Source organism: Microcoleus sp. Pol12A5 (assembly GCF_036701435.1).
Classification (GTDB): Bacteria; Cyanobacteriota; Cyanobacteriia; order Cyanobacteriales; family Microcoleaceae; genus Microcoleus.
In genome coordinates this window covers 1-15,974 of record NZ_JAUBQU010000002.1, presented here as the reverse complement: position 1 = coordinate 15,974, position 15,974 = coordinate 1, and the positions used below count along the sequence as shown (strand labels likewise).

14 protein-coding genes are annotated in these 15,974 nt (G+C 45.9%); 7 read left to right on the top strand and 7 right to left on the bottom strand.

Features of this window, described 5'->3' with window-relative positions:
* Window positions 1–83 precede the first annotated feature (83 nt).
* Complete coding sequence (locus QUA45_RS00780) at window positions 84–1,193, bottom strand: S-(hydroxymethyl)glutathione dehydrogenase/class III alcohol dehydrogenase (RefSeq protein ID WP_333094658.1); 1,110 nt, start codon at window positions 1,191–1,193, stop codon at window positions 84–86.
* A gap of 79 nt (window positions 1,194–1,272) precedes the next feature.
* Here QUA45_RS00780 and QUA45_RS00775 point away from each other — a divergent pair, with 79 nt between their 5' ends.
* From QUA45_RS00775 to sppA, 3 genes are all read left to right on the top strand, one after another.
* Window positions 1,273–1,956, top strand: coding sequence for an SDR family NAD(P)-dependent oxidoreductase (locus QUA45_RS00775; protein ID WP_333094657.1), 684 nt, complete (start codon window positions 1,273–1,275; stop codon window positions 1,954–1,956).
* 144 nt (window positions 1,957–2,100) lie between these two features.
* Window positions 2,101–3,150 carry a type 2 isopentenyl-diphosphate Delta-isomerase gene (fni, locus tag QUA45_RS00770; RefSeq protein ID WP_333218929.1) on the top strand — a complete coding sequence of 350 codons (1,050 nt, stop codon included), beginning with the start codon at window positions 2,101–2,103 and terminating at the stop codon, window positions 3,148–3,150.
* A gap of 296 nt (window positions 3,151–3,446) precedes the next feature.
* Window positions 3,447–5,267, top strand: coding sequence for a signal peptide peptidase SppA (gene sppA / locus QUA45_RS00765; RefSeq protein WP_333094654.1), 1,821 nt, complete (start codon window positions 3,447–3,449; stop codon window positions 5,265–5,267).
* Window positions 5,268–5,496: 229 nt separating this feature from the next.
* Here sppA and QUA45_RS00760 read toward each other — a convergent pair whose 3' ends face one another.
* Window positions 5,497–5,766 carry a GlsB/YeaQ/YmgE family stress response membrane protein gene (locus QUA45_RS00760; RefSeq protein ID WP_333037423.1) on the bottom strand — a complete coding sequence of 90 codons (270 nt, stop codon included), beginning with the start codon at window positions 5,764–5,766 and terminating at the stop codon, window positions 5,497–5,499.
* Window positions 5,767–6,065: 299 nt separating this feature from the next.
* Between QUA45_RS00760 and QUA45_RS00755 the strand changes: the two genes are divergently transcribed.
* Window positions 6,066–7,253 carry a tetratricopeptide repeat protein gene (locus tag QUA45_RS00755; RefSeq protein ID WP_333094653.1) on the top strand — a complete coding sequence of 396 codons (1,188 nt, stop codon included), beginning with the start codon at window positions 6,066–6,068 and terminating at the stop codon, window positions 7,251–7,253.
* A gap of 119 nt (window positions 7,254–7,372) precedes the next feature.
* Here QUA45_RS00755 and QUA45_RS00750 read toward each other — a convergent pair whose 3' ends face one another.
* Entirely contained in the window at window positions 7,373–8,059 is a 687-nt protein-coding gene (locus QUA45_RS00750; protein ID WP_333218927.1) for a carbonic anhydrase, read from the bottom strand.
* A 252-nt stretch (window positions 8,060–8,311) separates the two neighbouring features.
* Here QUA45_RS00750 and QUA45_RS00745 point away from each other — a divergent pair, with 252 nt between their 5' ends.
* Window positions 8,312–9,127, top strand: a complete 816-nt coding sequence (locus QUA45_RS00745; protein ID WP_333218924.1) for an MOSC N-terminal beta barrel domain-containing protein — start codon at window positions 8,312–8,314, stop codon at window positions 9,125–9,127.
* Between the two features lie 7 nt (window positions 9,128–9,134).
* Here QUA45_RS00745 and ylqF read toward each other — a convergent pair whose 3' ends face one another.
* Together ylqF and QUA45_RS00735 are read right to left on the bottom strand one after the other, a co-directional pair.
* On the bottom strand, window positions 9,135–10,001 hold the full coding sequence (gene ylqF, locus QUA45_RS00740; protein ID WP_333218923.1) for a ribosome biogenesis GTPase YlqF: 867 nt from the start codon (window positions 9,999–10,001) through the stop codon (window positions 9,135–9,137).
* A 172-nt stretch (window positions 10,002–10,173) separates the two neighbouring features.
* Window positions 10,174–10,587 carry a universal stress protein gene (locus QUA45_RS00735; protein ID WP_333094646.1) on the bottom strand — a complete coding sequence of 138 codons (414 nt, stop codon included), beginning with the start codon at window positions 10,585–10,587 and terminating at the stop codon, window positions 10,174–10,176.
* Window positions 10,588–10,770: 183 nt separating this feature from the next.
* Here QUA45_RS00735 and QUA45_RS00730 point away from each other — a divergent pair, with 183 nt between their 5' ends.
* Together QUA45_RS00730 and QUA45_RS00725 are read left to right on the top strand one after the other, a co-directional pair.
* A complete protein-coding gene (locus tag QUA45_RS00730) occupies window positions 10,771–11,970 on the top strand; it encodes a phosphoglycerate kinase (protein ID WP_333094644.1) in 1,200 nt (399 codons plus the stop codon).
* A 191-nt stretch (window positions 11,971–12,161) separates the two neighbouring features.
* Window positions 12,162–12,878: a pentapeptide repeat-containing protein gene (locus QUA45_RS00725; protein ID WP_333065852.1), complete on the top strand. Its 717-nt coding sequence runs from the start codon at window positions 12,162–12,164 to the stop codon at window positions 12,876–12,878.
* A 335-nt stretch (window positions 12,879–13,213) separates the two neighbouring features.
* Here the strand turns inward: QUA45_RS00725 and QUA45_RS00720 are convergent, their stop codons facing one another.
* Together QUA45_RS00720 and QUA45_RS00715 are read right to left on the bottom strand one after the other, a co-directional pair.
* A complete protein-coding gene (locus tag QUA45_RS00720; RefSeq protein ID WP_333072892.1) occupies window positions 13,214–13,879 on the bottom strand; it encodes a response regulator in 666 nt (221 codons plus the stop codon).
* A 310-nt stretch (window positions 13,880–14,189) separates the two neighbouring features.
* Entirely contained in the window at window positions 14,190–15,536 is a 1,347-nt protein-coding gene (locus QUA45_RS00715) for an EAL domain-containing response regulator (protein ID WP_333218921.1), read from the bottom strand.
* Window positions 15,537–15,974 lie beyond the last annotated feature (438 nt).

The following is a 15,974-nucleotide window of genomic DNA, read 5'->3' as shown; positions in this document are numbered from 1 at the left end:
GTTACCACTATAACTAGCGTGTCAAACCACTTTTTCCGTAATTCCTGTCTTCCTTATTCCCTCTTCCTCCTTCCTTCAACAACTCAAAATGTCAACACTGTGCGAATTACTTCGCCTTTGTGCATTAAATCAAAGGCTTCATTGATCTTCTCGATCGGCATTACCTGAGTTACCAGACTGTCAATATCAATTTTACCGTCCATGTACCAATCAACAATCTTAGGAACATCAGTTCTGCCTTTCGCCCCGCCAAAAGCCGTCCCTTTCCAAACCCTACCAGTTACTAGCTGAAACGGGCGGGTACTAATTTCTTGACCGGCTCCCGCTACCCCGACAATTACGCTCACACCCCAACCTTTGTGGCAGCATTCCAAAGCTTGGCGCATCACATTAATGTTGCCGATACATTCAAAACTGTAATCAGCTCCGCCTTTGGTTAAATCTACTAAATAAGGCACTAACTCACCTTCCACTTCGCGGGGATTGACAAAGTGAGTCATGCCAAATTTTTCCGCCATCTCTCGCTTGTTGGGGTTCAAGTCTACGCCGACAATCATGTTAGCTCCCACCATACGAGCTGCTTGAATTACATTCAAACCCACGCCGCCTAAACCGAAAACTACCACATTAGAACCCGGTTCTACTTTCGCCGTATTGATGACAGCGCCGATGCCAGTTGTTACGCCGCAGCCGATTAAACAAACTTTATCCAAAGGAGCATCTTCGCGAATTTTTGCTACTGCAATTTCTGGCAATACTGTATAATTGGCGAAGGTAGAAGTTCCCATGTAATGGTAAAGTTTCTGCCCGTCTATGGAAAACCTGCTCGTGCCGTCGGGCATGACTCCCTGACCTTGAGTGATGCGAATGGCTTGACAGAGATTCGTTTTGCCACTCAAACAATATTCGCAGTTCCGACATTCGGGAGTGTAGAGAGGAATTACCCGATCGCCCACTTTGACACTCGTGACTCCCGGCCCAACTTCTGCGACAATCCCGGCTCCCTCGTGGCCTAAAATAGCCGGAAACAAACCTTCAGGATCGGCACCGGAAAGAGTGTAAGCATCAGTGTGACAAACACCTGTGGCTTTTATTTCCACCAGCACCTCTCCAGCCTGCGGCCCCTCCAGATCCACCGTTTCAATGCTCAAAGGTTGGCCGGCACTGCGAGCAACTGCTGCTTTTACTTTCATCCTTTCTCCCTGCGCTCTATTTGTCAATTCACCAGTCAATATGTATTGTATTACTTAATGTCAAACTTGGAGCAAATCTATGACAAAATTAATTGTAATTACCGGAGTTAGTCGCGGTCTAGGTCTTGCCATGACCGAAAAGTTTATTGAATTGGGACATACAGTTGTGGGATGCGCCCGTTCTTCGCAAGCGGTGGAAAAACTCCAACAAAAATATAGTGCGCCCCACCATTTTACTTGTTTGGATGTCACCAAAGACGATCGAGTTAAAGCTTGGGCAACAGAAATACTGGTCAAAAAAGAGCCGCCAGATTTGCTAATTAATAATGCAGGTGTAGCTAATCATCTCGCCCCTCTTTGGAATGTCAGTGACGAAGAATTTTCCCAGGTAATTGATGTTAATATTAAAGGTACAGCTAATGTAATTCGTCACTTTGTCCCGGCAATGATTGCTCGAAAAAGCGGCATAATTGTCAACTTGAGTTCTGGTTGGGGAAGGTCAACTTCGCCGGAAGTCGCGCCCTATTGCGCTTCCAAGTGGGCAATAGAAGGACTTACGCGATCGCTCGCTCAAGAATTGCCCGCAGGTATGGCAGCAGTTCCTTTGAATCCGGGGATAATTCACACGGATATGCTGGACATTTGTTTCGGCGAAGATGCAGCAAGTTACACATCAGCCAAAGCCTGGGTGCAAAAAGCAGTTCCTTTTTTACTCAAGTTAAAACCTTCCGATAACGGAATGCCGCTGACTGTTCCTGGATAATACAGCAACCCTTGCAGGATTTACGCACATCTCTGTTTTCTTTTCCTCTGCGCTCTCTGAGTTTTCTGCGGTTCATTAAAAAATTCAAAAATGAAATAAAATTGCTATATTCCCAAATCAAAACTCTTTCCCCAAATAGCCACTGTGAACTTGCCGCTAACATCCCCCTCGCAAACCGAAACTCGCAAAGCAGAGCACCTGCGGATTTGTCTCGAAGAAGACGTACAATTTCGCGAAACTACCAGCGGCCTAGAACGCTACCGTTTTGAACACTGCTGTTTGCCAGAACTTGATCGCACTGAAATTGATTTAACCTCCACATTTCTCGGCAAAAAACTAGCCGTTCCCCTGCTCATTTCCTCGATGACTGGTGGCACAGAATTAGCTCAGACAATCAATTATCGCCTCGCCGATGTCGCTCAAGAATACAAACTAGCAATGGGAGTCGGTTCCCAGCGAATTGTTGTAGAAAATCCTCAACTAGCTCCTACATTTGCCGTCCGTCGCCGCGCTCCCGATATTCTGCTATTTGCCAACATCGGAGCAGTTCAATTAAACTATAATTACGGTTTGGAAGAGTGCCAAAAAATTGTTGATATTCTCGAAGCAGATGCTCTAATTTTGCACCTCAATCCGCTGCAAGAGTGCGTTCAAACCGAAGGTGATACTAACTTTAAAGGACTGCTAGATAAAATTGCCAAATTATGCGATAAATTACCAGTACCAGTTATTGCGAAAGAAGTCGGCAACGGTATTTCAGGAAAAATGGCAAAGAAATTGCTCGCTGCGGGGGTAGGTGCGATCGACATTGCCGGGGCAGGAGGCACTTCTTGGGCGAAAATAGAAGGAGAGCGAGCTAAAGATGGCAAGCAGCGCAGGTTGGGCGCAACCTTTGCCGACTGGGGAATACCGACAGCCGAGTGCATTGTCAGCACCCGCGCCGCAGCGCCGGATGTTCCTTTGATTGCTTCTGGAGGCTTGCAGAATGGGCTGGATGCAGCGAAGGCTCTCGCTCTTGGCGCGGATATTGCAGGACTGGCGCGGCCATTTCTGCAAGCTGCAGCGGAATCGGAATCAGCCACAGCCCTTCTAGCTGAGGTGTTAATTGCAGAAATCGCTACCGTGATGTTCTGTACGGGATGCGCTAGCTTGGATGAGTTAAAACATTCTGGGGTTTTGGAAAGGTTAAGATAAAAGTGAGTCAGCAGTCAGTTGACAGTTGAGAGTTGACAGCTTGTCAGCCAGCGACTTGTCCGAAGAGCGTAGCAGAAGCAAGTCGAAGGGTTGTCAATTGTCATAAGAGCTTTTGCCTGAATCTTTGATTAATAGGTCAACCGCAGATGCTAGGCAGATAAACACAGATAAACGCATATAATTTCAAGACAATTTATTGTCTGAACTTTATTGATTAAGGGCAACTGTCAACTGTCAACTGAAAACTGAAAACTGTCAACTGTCAACTGTCAACTGTTAACTGACTAATTATCTAAATGAAAGATTTTCTAAAATATACCTGTGCAAGTTTACTGGGAACCTTCCTAGGACTGTTGCTGCTAGGCAGCATCGGATTGGGAGGACTGGTACTGCTAATTGCTCTGGCCGCATCGTCGTCTAAGGATTCGGGCCCGCAAGTTAAAGATAAGTCGGTATTGGTATTAGACCTTTCTTTAAATATTACCGACAGCAAACCGAGCCGTAGCACTGGCGCGGCGATTGAAGAAGTCCTTTCGGAAGATGCCGGGGATACAGTGACGCTGCGGACTGTTTTAGACACGATCGAATATGCAAAAAAAGATCCCAAAATCGTTGGCATTTATCTCGAAGGCAGCTCGGATTCGAGCAGCAGCGGGTTTGCCAACCTCAAAGAAGTTCGAGGAGCCTTGCAGCGTTTCCGAGATGCCAAAAAGCCCATTTTTGCTTACCAGATGGACTGGAATGAGCGAGATTATTACCTCGGTTCCGTTGCTAATACAATAGCAATCAATCCTTACGGCGCTTTGGAACTCAACGGTTTTAGCAGTCAGGCAATGTTTTTCACCGGTGCTTTGGAGAAATACGGCGTGGGAGTGCAAGTGACTCGCGTCGGCAAATACAAGTCAGCCGTTGAGCCGTTTTTGCTCACAAAAATGAGTCCCGAAAATCGCCAGCAAACTCAAAAGTTGCTCGGAGATATGTGGGGAGAATACCTGAAAACTGTCGCCCCGATCCGTAAAGTGACTGTTCCGCAACTGCAAGCGCTTGCAGATAAGGGCGGAACTTTGATGGCTGACGAAGCTCTAAAAAGCAAGTTAGTTGATAAAGTTGTTTACTTTGATGAAATATCGACTGAACTTAAAAAGCTCACAGGAACCGATGGCGAAAACAAATCTTTCAAGCAAATTAGTTTGAAAAACTATGCCAGAGTCGCTGAAGATAAAAACTCAACTCGCGCTGACAAGAAAAACCAAATTGCTATACTTTACGCAGAGGGAGAGATTGTAGACGGCGAAGGGGGCCCGACTCAAGTAGGAGGCGATCGCATCGCTAAAGAAATGCGGAAAATCCGAGAAGATAACGACGTAAAAGCAGTGGTTTTGCGCGTCAACAGTCCCGGAGGTAGCGCGACGGCGGCCGAAGTAATCGGACGCGAAGTGATGCTGACGGGCAAAAAGAAACCAGTTATCGTTTCGATGGGCAATTTAGCAGCATCCGGCGGCTATTGGATTTCGATGGGTTCCAACCGCATTTTTGCCGAACCCAATACGATTACCGGTTCGATAGGCGTTTTTGGAATGCTGTTCAACGCCGAAAAGTTGGCTGCTAACAACGGCCTAACTTGGGACGTGGTAAAAACCGCCCGCTTTGCGGATACTAACACGGTTTCCCGTCCCAAAAATCCTCAAGAATTGGCGAATATTCAGAGGATAGTCGATCGCATTTACGATCGATTTATTACTAAAGTCGCCAACTCCCGCCAACTGCCGAAAAACAAGGTACAAGAAATCGCTCAAGGCAGGGTGTGGTCTGGCACAGCCGCGAAACAGTTGGGTTTGGTCGATGAAATTGGCGGGCTTGAAGATGCTGTCAGAGAGGCTGCTAAGCAAGCTAAACTCGGCGACGATTGGAAGGTGGAAGAATATCCCAAACGCCGCAGTTTGGAAGAGCGAATTTTGGAAAAAATTTCAGGCGTTCACGTTTTGAAACCAGCCACCAAACTCGACCCGCTAACGGCCGAATTTAAGAAAATGCAAGATGAATTGGCTGCGATCAAGTCTATGAACGACCCGCAGGGGATTTATGTTCGCTTGCCTTTCAATTTGCGGATTGATTAATTAATACCAAGTCCGGCATTTTTCCCCCTTTATTCTTCAGTCCCCCTCTGTGCGGAGAAAAGTTTTGCTCTTGAACCGTTGCAAGCGCTGAGTCCGATCGGGGTTTTTAACGCGGATTTGGTAAAAGTAGGCTGACGCATCCTACCAACCACTGAAAAACCCGGTTTCTTCAAGAAACCGGGTTTATGAATACCCTAAAAGTCTATCGACTGGGAATTGGCAGTATTTGTTATGCAGCACGCTGAGTTAACAATCCCCAGATGAAAAGTAGAACGATCGCACCTACAACTGCAAAAGCTATACTGGGTAGAGTCAATGCTCCAAAGGATGCTCCCCCGCTAGTCCCCAGCAAGACTTGACCCAGATAACCTCCCACTAGCGCGCCCAAAATTCCTAAACCTGTTGTTGCCAGAAAACCACCGCCTTGAGTTCCCGGATAAATGGCTTTGGCGATCGCACCGGCAATCAGTCCTAAAACGATCCAAGCAATAATTCCCATTTCTCTTTCTCCTGAATACTTAAACTTTTCTCGTGCCTTGTCTTATGTTTTTAGAATAACAAGTGCTCTCCAGTCCTTACCTCTACCGTAGGGAGGAACCGAAAGTGGTAGGATTTCCCATTAATTGTCGGAGTTTGAGCCTTTTTAATATCTCAAAAGAGTTAACCCACTTTCTCTAGGGAAGAAAGGTACTTATGCTCAAGGCAAAAAGGAAATAGGAGAATTGTTTCTGGGACTTTTTGTGTTTTACTGGTAAAAAAATTACAATAATTTTGTGAAACGAGGAAAGTTTGCGCCCGATGGATCTGACTCTGTGCATGATTGTGAAGAATGAAGAGGCAACACTGTCGCGGACTTTGGACAGCGTTAAAGGTGTTGTGGACGAAATAGTGGTGGTGGATACGGGATCGGGCGATCGCACCCGTGAAATTGCCCGAGAATCCGGGGCGAGGGTTTATGACTTTGAATGGTGCGACGACTTCGCAGCGGCGCGCAATGAGTGTCTGAAGCACGCCCTGGGCGACTGGATTTTGGTGTTGGATGCAGATGAGGTTTTGGTACCGGAGATGGTACCTCAAATGAAGCAGGCAATTGCGAGCGATCGGCTGCTGCTAATCAATCTCATCCGCCAAGAAATCGGTGCCTCTCAATCTCCCTATTCCTTGGTGTCGCGCTTGTTTCGCAATCGCCCCGACATCCGCTTTTCTCGCCCTTACCACGCCATGGTAGACGACAGCGTAGGTGAGATTTTGCAGAGGGAACCAAAGTGGAAAATAGCTGCTCTCCCCGATGTGGCGATTTGGCACTCTGGTTATCAAAAAGATGCGATCGCAGCAAAAAGTAAATTCCAAAAAGCTCAAGCAGCCATGGAACGGTATATCGCTTATTATCCAAACGATGCTTATGCTTGTAGCAAATTAGGTGCGCTGTATGTAGAAACCGGGCAAATTGGGCGGGGAATTAATTTATTAACCAAAGGCTTAACTGCCGAGGGCATTGATGATTCTATTGTTTACGAGCTTAACTATCATTTGGGAATTGCTTATCGCCAGCAGCAGCAATTTGGTAAAGCAAAAGAACACTATCAAGCCGCAATTAATACCAATGTTTTCCCCCCGCTCAAGTTGGGCGCTTACAATAATTTGGGCAATTTGTTCAAAGATGAAGGAGATTTAAAATCTGCTGAAAAAGCTTACAAAGCAGCTTTAAAAATTGACCCCTATTTTGCTGTAGGTCACTACAATTTAGGACTGACGCTGAAGGCAGCCGGAAATTTAGCAGATGCGATCGCCTATTACCGACAAGCGATAAAAATCGATCCCGAACACGCCGAAGCTCATCAAAACTTGGCAGTAGCCTTGCTGAAGATTGGCAAAATGCCAGAGAGTTTAGCAGAATTCAAAAGAGCGATCGCCCTTCACGAACAGCGCCGCCCATTTGAAGCAGAACGCCTGCGCCGGGGACTGCAAGAAATGGGTTTAATGTAACTGAAATTATGGCTTTTATGGGCGGGCAGGATGCCCACCCCACAATCAAATTCTCGTGGAACAGGCCGGAAAGCCTGTTCATTAAAAATATTCCAAGATATGAGATACAACCAGTAAAATCAAGCAATTATCTCCACTTTGCCGCTATCCAAATCGTAGCGACCCCCAACAACTTTAACCTTGCCCGCTTTGACAGCTTCAGCTAAAATAGGCGACGAGGATTGTAACTGATTTACATTCATTTTCACATTAGCTCTGACTGCGTTATCCCACGCATCGCCTGTTTGACCTTTGGTCGAATCAACTGCTGGTTTAATCGCCGCCACCAAAGTGCTAATGTGACCAGGCACAGCTTTGCCATCTAAAGCTGCTTTAACAGCACCGCAGCGTTCGTGACCCAGAATTACTAATAGTGGCACGCCTAATTCTAAGGCCGCATATTCTATATTTCCGAGAACCACATCGTCGAGAAAATTGCCAGCTACTCGGATATCAAATAAATCCCCCAATCCTTGGTCGAAAATAATTTCGGGAGCAACGCGCGAATCAGAACAAGCCAGGATGGTTGCAAACGGATGTTGACCCTGTGCTACTTCTACAATCCGCGATCGAGCTTGGTCGGGAAATGTCCGTTTTTGCTCAATGTAGCGTTGATTCCCCTCCATCAATTTCTTGAGAGCACCGTCGGGAGTCAGGTCAGAGATTGCCTCTGCTTTTGCTGCTTGGGCTTGTAAAATCACTGGTGCCAAGCTTGCCGCGAGCATCCCTGCACCAGCCTTCAACATTAAATTGCGTCGCGAAATCATGCTTTTTTTCCCCTTTCAGTCATTGCTTATAACTCGGTTCAATTTTTTCTATTTTCTAGCATAATATCTACCACAACCTCACTCAGACTTTTTTGATTTTTCTTTACACGCAGCTCCGGCAAAATGTAAACTTCAAAAAAGTGACCTATTTTTATTTCATTCATATTTTATTTAGTAAAGTCAACTGCGGTCATCCTTCTACCGGGATGCTAGAATGTATCTAAAACGACTATTTTTTATCAATGGCTCGAAATGTCATACGTCGCCAGCATTCATATCTATCCGGTCAAGTCCCTTGACGGCATAGCAGTCAGTCAAGCAACTATTCTAGCCAGCGGAGCTCTAGAAGGCGATCGCTCTTTTGCAATCTGCGATGCAGCAGGAGAATTGGTTAACAGCAAGCACAACAGCGGAGTCTGTTTTCTACGCTTATCCTTTGACATTAAAAAGAGAATTGCCGGCCTGAAAATTCAAGGCACCGAACAAGAAATATTTTTTCATGTAGATAGAGAACGCTTGGGAATAGAATCTTGGTTGAGCAATTACTTCGGTTTCTCCGTCAAGTTAATTGAAAACTTGCTGACTGGTTTTCCCGACAATCTTGCTGCACCAGGGCCAACCATTATCAGTACCGAAACAATTGCCGAAGTTGCATCTTGGTTTCCGAGAGTTTGCGTTAACGAGATGCGCCATCGCTTGCGAGCTAATATTGAAATAGGGGATGTCCCAGCTTTTTGGGAAGACCAACTTTTCTCACAATCTGATGAAATTGTTAGGTTTAAAATAGGAACAGTAATATTTGAAGCTATTAATCCCGGTCAGCCATGTATCCTATCTACGCGAAACTATGGGGCGAAAGCAGGCGATCTAAATTTTAAAAATATACTAACAGCCAAGCAGAAGGAAATCATGCCTGACTTGGTAAAAAAAGGGCATTTAAATCACTTTAGTCGGCTGATAGTTAACACGCGACTCGCACCTCAAGCAGCAGAAAAAATATTACACATAGGAGACGAAGTTCAAATTATCACCGTCAGCAACTCTCTATTGAATACCATTTCTGATTAGTTGTAGGTTACGAGTCTGATCGAGCCGGCGGCAACTCCAAAGAAAGTTGACCCAAAACACCAGTTCTAAAATCGTTTAACATCTGTCGCGCCGTTCGTTCGACATCTCCTTTATACTTGTCTTTTGCGACCTCGTGCAAATAATCTTCACCATTACTAGATGCTGGATCTAATTTATACCTGGATTTGAAACCAGATAGTGATACCAACGTGTCATCAGTCGCCTCCAGCCCTTGGAGCAAATCTACCATCGCTGCTGCTACTACCTGGTTGTCGTAAGCTGCTTCGCCAATATCTTCGCAAATAGCTAATTTTATGGCATTTTCTTGATTGTTAATTCGGGTTGGGATCACTCCGGGCGCGTCTAATAATTCAATTTCATCAGAAATGCGAATCCATCGGAGCGATTTAGTTACTCCAGCTCTGCGGGCACTATCTACCACTCTCCGCCCTAACAGCCGATTAATTAGAGCAGATTTTCCGACATTGGGAAAGCCCATCACCACTGCACGGACTGGACGGGGCAGCATACCTCGATCGAACCTTCTTTTATTTAGCTGCACCCCAGCATTCTGCACCGCATCCGCCACATCATCTACTCCTTGACCGTGCTCGGCATTAGTAAAATACGCAGTTTCCCCCTGAGCCTCAAACCATGTTTCCCACGCCTCGCGCGATCGAGGCGTAATCATATCCATGCGGTTGATGACCAATACTCGCGGCTTGCCACCCACCCAGCTCGGCATTTGGGGGTGATAAGTAGCCAATGGAATGCGGGCATCTCGGACTTCGAGCACCACATCTACCCGCTTTAGCTGTTCTTTTAATGCCCGTTCAGCTTTGGCAATGTGACCGGGATACCAGTGAATTTTCATTAGTTAGTTGACTGTTGACTGTTGACTGTTGACTTTTGTTACTTGTTAGTTGTTATTAGTTAGTTGTTATTAGTTAGTTGACAGTTGTTATTGGTTAGTTGTTGAATGACAACAGTCAACTGTCAACTGCCAACTGCCAACAGTCAACAGTCAACTGACAACTGTCAACTGACTAAGGCACAATCAAAACTGCACAAGGAGACAGATTGATCACCCGATTGGTAACGCTGTCAGACGCCCCCTCATCGGTTAAACCCATCCCCCGACAGCCCATCACAATCAAATCGGCCCCAATTTCGTCAGCCACATCGCAAATCGTGAAAGCAGGTTTGCCTTCCCGTTCGATGATTTCAGCTTCAATTCCCTGCTGGGAAAACATCGATTGGGCCTCAGAAAGAAGTTTGGCGACTGCTTCGGGGGAAGTCATCACCTCTCGCGCGGGGGCGTCGGCCTCCTCGGCTGGGGGCTCGACTACCGAGAGAATAACTAAGCGAGAACCGTAGGTTTTCACGATATTGACCACCTTTTCGGCAGCTTCGCGGGCTTCTCGGCTTTGATCTACAGGAAATAAGACAGTCTTGAACATACTGCGCATCTCCGGGACGCGGACTCCGATAAAATGTTTACGTTGAGCCAATCAGTGCCGTTTGTTTCATCTTCCGTTTTTTGTACGGACGCGGTTGAATGCGTCCGAGGCCCAAGTGCAAGTGACCAGTGCCGCCATTTCAACGGAATTCGACAAAAACACACATATTAGGAGGTTAATCCTGTGACAAAAAAAACTGTAGCAAATTTATCGGCATCGGACTTATCGGGCAAACGGGTATTGGTACGGGCGGACTTTAACGTGCCGCTCGACAACGGCAATATCACCGATGATACTCGCATCCGGGCGGCTCTGCCGACAATTCAAGATTTAGCGTCCAAGGGCGCTAAGGTGATTTTGTGCAGCCACTTCGGCCGTCCCAAGGGTGTGACAGAGAAGTTGCGCTTGACGCCGGTTGCTGTGCGCCTGTCGGAATTGTTGGGTAAAGAAGTCAAAAAGACTGATGACTGCATCGGTGATGAAGTCGCTGCTACAGTCGCCGGGATGCAAGATGGCGATGTGCTGTTGCTGGAAAATGTTCGCTTCTATCCAGAGGAGGAGGCAAACGACCCGGAATTTGCTAAGAAGTTAGCTTCTGTGGCCGATTTGTATGTCAATGATGCTTTTGGTACGGCTCACCGGGCTCACGCTTCTACTGAAGGCGTTACTAAGTACCTGAGTCCTTCTGTGGCTGGGTTTTTGATGGAGAAGGAACTGCAATATCTCGGCAGTGCGATCGACAATCCTCAGCGTCCTTTAGCTGCTATAATCGGCGGTTCTAAGGTTTCCAGCAAGATTGGAGTCATTGAAAAACTGCTCGAAAAGTGCGACAAACTGCTGTTGGGCGGTGGCATGGTTTTCACCTTCTACAAAGCTCGCGGCTTGAACGTTGGAAAGTCTTTGGTGGAAGAGGACAAGCTGGAACTGGCTAAGTCTTTGGAAGCTAAGGCGAAGGAACGGGGAGTTGCTTTTCTGTTACCTACTGATGTGGTAGTTGCTGACAAGTTTGCTGCTGATGCTAACACTCAAACTGTCTCTGTTGAAAGCATCCCCGACGGTTGGATGGGTTTGGATATCGGCCCGGATTCAGTAAAAACTTTCCAAGATGCTTTGGCCGATTGCAAAACTGTTATCTGGAACGGGCCCATGGGCGTGTTTGAGATGGAGAAGTTTGCTGTGGGAACTGAAGGTATCGCTCATTCTTTGGCGGGACTTACTAAAACTGGTACTACCACCATTATCGGTGGTGGTGACTCGGTGGCGGCTGTTGAACAGTTAAATTTAGGTGAACAAATGAGCCACATTTCTACTGGTGGCGGTGCTAGTTTGGAGCTGCTCGAAGGTAAGGAATTGCCTGGTGTTGCTGCTTTAGATGAAGCTTAATTAAGTTAAGTAGGGCGGGCTTGGCCCGCCTTGCTGTCAGCAGGTCTATATCCTTGGCTGCAAATCATTTTTTTGAAGATTTAGCGCAGAGGGCGCCGAGAACGAATAGCAAGAGAAAAGAGAGAAGGATATCGGTTTAAAGTCTATAGTTTGCTAGTATAATTTGTTTGAAGTAGCAGTGAGGTTTGTTTGTGAAACTTAAACTCTTGGCAACTGTAACGGCAAGTTTAGCTTTGTTTGGGCTGGTAGCTCCCGTTAAAGCTCAAAATCCCGATCATGTTAGGCAATTGCTGGAAACTAAAGAGTGCGAGGGCTGTGACTTGAGAAATGCTGATTTGTTCAAGGCTAGCTTGTACAGAGCTAATTTAAGAGGAGCCGATTTAAGCGGAGCAAATCTTTATGAAGCTAATTTGCTAGAAGCGGACTTAAGTGATGCTAATTTGGCAAATGCTAACTTAGTTAATGCCGAGATGTACGGTGCTGAATTGAATGGTGCTAATCTGCGAAATGCGGATTTGTCTAATGCTTTTTTGGGGCGAGCGAATCTGACGAGTGCGGATTTGCGCGGTGCTAAACTTTTTAATGCCAATCTGGGGGAAGCTTATCTGCTGCAAGCTAATTTGTCGAATGCAGATTTGAGGCGTTCGCTGTTGTTTAGAGTTAATTTGAATCGTGCGAATTTAAGCGGAGCGGATATGTCTTTCGCCGATGTGCGCGATACTAATTTGCAGAATGCTATTTTGTCAAATACTAGGCTTCCTAGGGCTCAATTGACCGGGACAAATATTGATGCGGCGAATAACGTGCGGCAAGCTGATTTGGAACGTGCCAACTTGCGAGGTACGAATTTGGGGCCTGGGGTTTGCGTGATCACTACTTTTCCTTATTGTGTTTTGAATGTGGAATAATCTGCTTGCTGAGTGCGTCAGCCTCCATTTTTTTTGCAGCTACGGGAATTTTTGCTCCCGCCCAAAAACCGATAGAAGCCTCCGACTTAAGTCGTGGAAAGAGCAAAATTTTAGACTAAAGTTGTAGCTCCCAGATGAATCTGTGGAATAAATCTAAAATCTAAAATCGACTGACCCGGCCCAAAAACCGCTAGAAGTCTCCGACTTAAGCCGTGGAAAGATCAAAATTTTAGACTAAAGTTGTAGCTCCCAGATGAATCTGTGGAATAAATCTAAAATCTAAAATCTAAAATCGACTGACTGGCGGGCTGGCGCACCCTAGGTTGAGATCCGAGTTAAGTTTGAGGCGGTTTGTACCCTCTTTCGAGGGCAAATCTCACAAGCTGTGCCCGATTTTCTAGCTGTAATTTGCTGAAAATGCTGCCTAAATGAGCTTGCACAGTCCGGGGGCTAATAAACAGCCGATCGCTAATTTGTTTGTTAGTATAACCCTGGATAACCTCCCAAAAAACTCTTTCCTCGGCTGGTGTTAAAGGCAAAGGTGCAGGTGCTGGCAATACTGCCACAAATTGTGGTTCCACCGCCCTACCGCTAGAAGTTTGAAGCAGTCGGACAATCTCGGCGTGAATCCGGTGAGAGCGCTCTAACTGCGCCTTTACCTTAGCTAAGATTTCTTCAGACTGAAAAGGTTTTACCAGATAATCGTCAGCGCCGATCGAATGACCTTCAACTTTTGACTCAATCTCCCCTTGACCAGACAAAAATATAAACGGAACTAACTGTCCCAAACGGGTAGTTCGCAAACGGCGACAAAACTCAAACCCGTCCATTTCCGGCATCATCACATCTGAAATTACCAAATCTGGGGGGGCATTTTCAAACATTGAGAGCGCCTCCACCCCTGAATTAGCGCATTCCACCCGATATCCCTGACTTTCCAAGTACATTGCTAAGACTGTTTGACAGTCTGCTTCGTCGTCAACCACTAATATTCTTTCCATGACAGGCTTGCACCAATTCCAGTTGGACAGTTCTTGAAACTGCCAGTCCCAAAGTAGGAACTTAAATGAGTTTACCTCCTGCAACTGGATAAAGGCTCACAATTTCAAGACGCCACACTTTCTCAAATAGTCCAATTAGGAGCGCCTAGCGCATAAAAGCGGAAGCAGTAGAGCAATATGGGGAATATCCTTATTTGATTCGCATATCATCAAAAGCTACAACTTTTTATGAGGAAGCGTGAACTTTTATGCAGAAAATAGAAGGTAAAAGAAAGAATTTAATCCTATAAAACTGAAATCTGGGTGACACTTATACTATTCCTAGACCCGACATTGAAAGGTTTTTAGAGTTTTCAGGTTCGGATACAGGTACAAAAGGGACAGCGCGAGCAGCTCCTGCTGCTGGGGGCGGCGCGAACCAACTCGGGTCGGCAACCAACATACTTTCAATTATCGGTGCGGGTTCGGGGCGGCTGAACAGATACCCCTGCATGATATCGCACTGATGTTGTTTCAAAAAATCTAGTTCTGCTTCTGTTTCCACTCCCTCAGCAATTACTGTCATATTCAAACTGTGACCAAGTAAAATTACTGCTGTAGTAATAGCAGCATTTTGAGTATCTTCGCTGGCATTACGGACGAAAATTCGATCAATTTTTAAAGTGTCAAAAGCAAATTGCTTAAGATATCCTAAAGTAGCGTAACCGGTGCCGAAGTCGTCAATAGCAATCCGAATTCCTAGAGCTTTAAGTTCGTTTAAAGTAGCGCCTGCTACAGTCGCATTTTCCACCAAAGCGCTTTCGGTCATTTCTAATTCTAAATTAGCAGGCTCTAAACCTGTAGTTTCCAATATTTGGACGATTCGCGCTTTTAGTTCCGGGTCCGACAACTGCCGGGCCGACAAGTTTACTGATATTGTAAAGGGCGAAAACCCCGCCGCCAGCCAACTAGCGGCTTGAGCGCAAGCTGAAAGCAGTACCCACTCGCCAATCTGAATAATTAAACCTGTTTCTTCTGCTAAGGGAATAAATTCGCAGGGAGAAATTATACCTCGATCGGGATTTTGCCAGCGCACTAAAGCTTCAGCGCCGATAACTTTGCCGGTAGCAATATTCACTTGTGGCTGATAATATACCTGAAACTCACCTTGTGCCAAAGCGTGGCGCAACAAAGCTTCGAGAGCAAACTTTTCAGGAGAGAGGGTCGTAACCTTAGTGGAGTCGTTAACTAAATCTTTGAGTCTGGCTTCTGCTTGGTGAAGCGCGACTGTCAGCGGTTGAGTAATAGTTTGCCGTTTCAAGACGCGAGAAGCAATTGCTCCTAGCAATTCAGCTTTGGTAAACGGCTTTGTCAAGTAATCGTCTGCGCCCAATTCCATCCCCCGACGAAAATCGGTTTTGTCACTTTGAGCCGTGAGGAAAATAAATGGAATTGTTGCAGCTAGCGAGTTTTGCCGCAGAGTCCGCAACACGTCATAACCGTCGAGTTCCGGCATCTGCACGTCGCACAAAATTAAATCCGGTATCTCCGAAAGTGCCATCTGCACCCCAGCTCGACCGTTTTCAGCCGCAATGACCCGGTAGCTGTGAGATTCCAGGAGTTGCAGAAGAGTTTCCCGGATTAATTCGTCGTCCTCAATTACCAAAATTTTGAGCATGATACTTAGATAACAGATGGCACTCTATATCAACCTGACTAACTCTAGCATATTCAAACTAACGAATTACCGAGTCGGCCAATTAGCCAATAAACGATTAGCCAAATGGCTGAATATTTTACTTCGGTTCTTAAGTCACAATAAAAACACTGCTAAAATAGGGAAGAGTTCGATCTCTTTCAAGAGCAGAAAACTTCTGGGCCCTACTCGTTTGATAAATTTTTATTACAAAATACCCCCGTTTCTCATTAAAAAAAATTCAGCCAACAGTTTCAGTGCGCGGATGGCGGAAATTACTCAGGCAATCACTTATATGATGTCCGGTTAATTGTTCATAAGTAGGTGGACAGGAAAAAAATACACTATGTAACGCTAAGTCTTGAGCTAGCTAGACTTAAACTTGAAACGCTTTGTAGTCCGTCCTTCAACTCGACTTCT

Bases quoted from the DNA above. Each gene is read 5' to 3' on its own strand.
- ylqF (WP_333218923.1), bottom strand. From the start codon at position 10,001: ATGAAAATTCACTGGTATCCCGGTCACATTGCCAAAGCTGAACGGGCA.
- sppA (WP_333094654.1), top strand. From the start codon at position 3,447: ATGAAAGATTTTCTAAAATATACCTGTGCAAGTTTACTGGGAACCTTC.
- QUA45_RS00745 (WP_333218924.1), top strand. From the start codon at position 8,312: ATGTCATACGTCGCCAGCATTCATATCTATCCGGTCAAGTCCCTTGAC.
- QUA45_RS00780 (WP_333094658.1), bottom strand. From the start codon at position 1,193: ATGAAAGTAAAAGCAGCAGTTGCTCGCAGTGCCGGCCAACCTTTGAGC.
- QUA45_RS00750 (WP_333218927.1), bottom strand. From the start codon at position 8,059: ATGATTTCGCGACGCAATTTAATGTTGAAGGCTGGTGCAGGGATGCTC.
- QUA45_RS00720 (WP_333072892.1), bottom strand. From the start codon at position 13,879: ATGGAAAGAATATTAGTGGTTGACGACGAAGCAGACTGTCAAACAGTC.
- QUA45_RS00775 (WP_333094657.1), top strand. From the start codon at position 1,273: ATGACAAAATTAATTGTAATTACCGGAGTTAGTCGCGGTCTAGGTCTT.
- QUA45_RS00755 (WP_333094653.1), top strand. From the start codon at position 6,066: ATGGATCTGACTCTGTGCATGATTGTGAAGAATGAAGAGGCAACACTG.
- QUA45_RS00760 (WP_333037423.1), bottom strand. From the start codon at position 5,766: ATGGGAATTATTGCTTGGATCGTTTTAGGACTGATTGCCGGTGCGATC.
- QUA45_RS00715 (WP_333218921.1), bottom strand. From the start codon at position 15,536: ATGCTCAAAATTTTGGTAATTGAGGACGACGAATTAATCCGGGAAACT.
- QUA45_RS00735 (WP_333094646.1), bottom strand. From the start codon at position 10,587: ATGTTCAAGACTGTCTTATTTCCTGTAGATCAAAGCCGAGAAGCCCGC.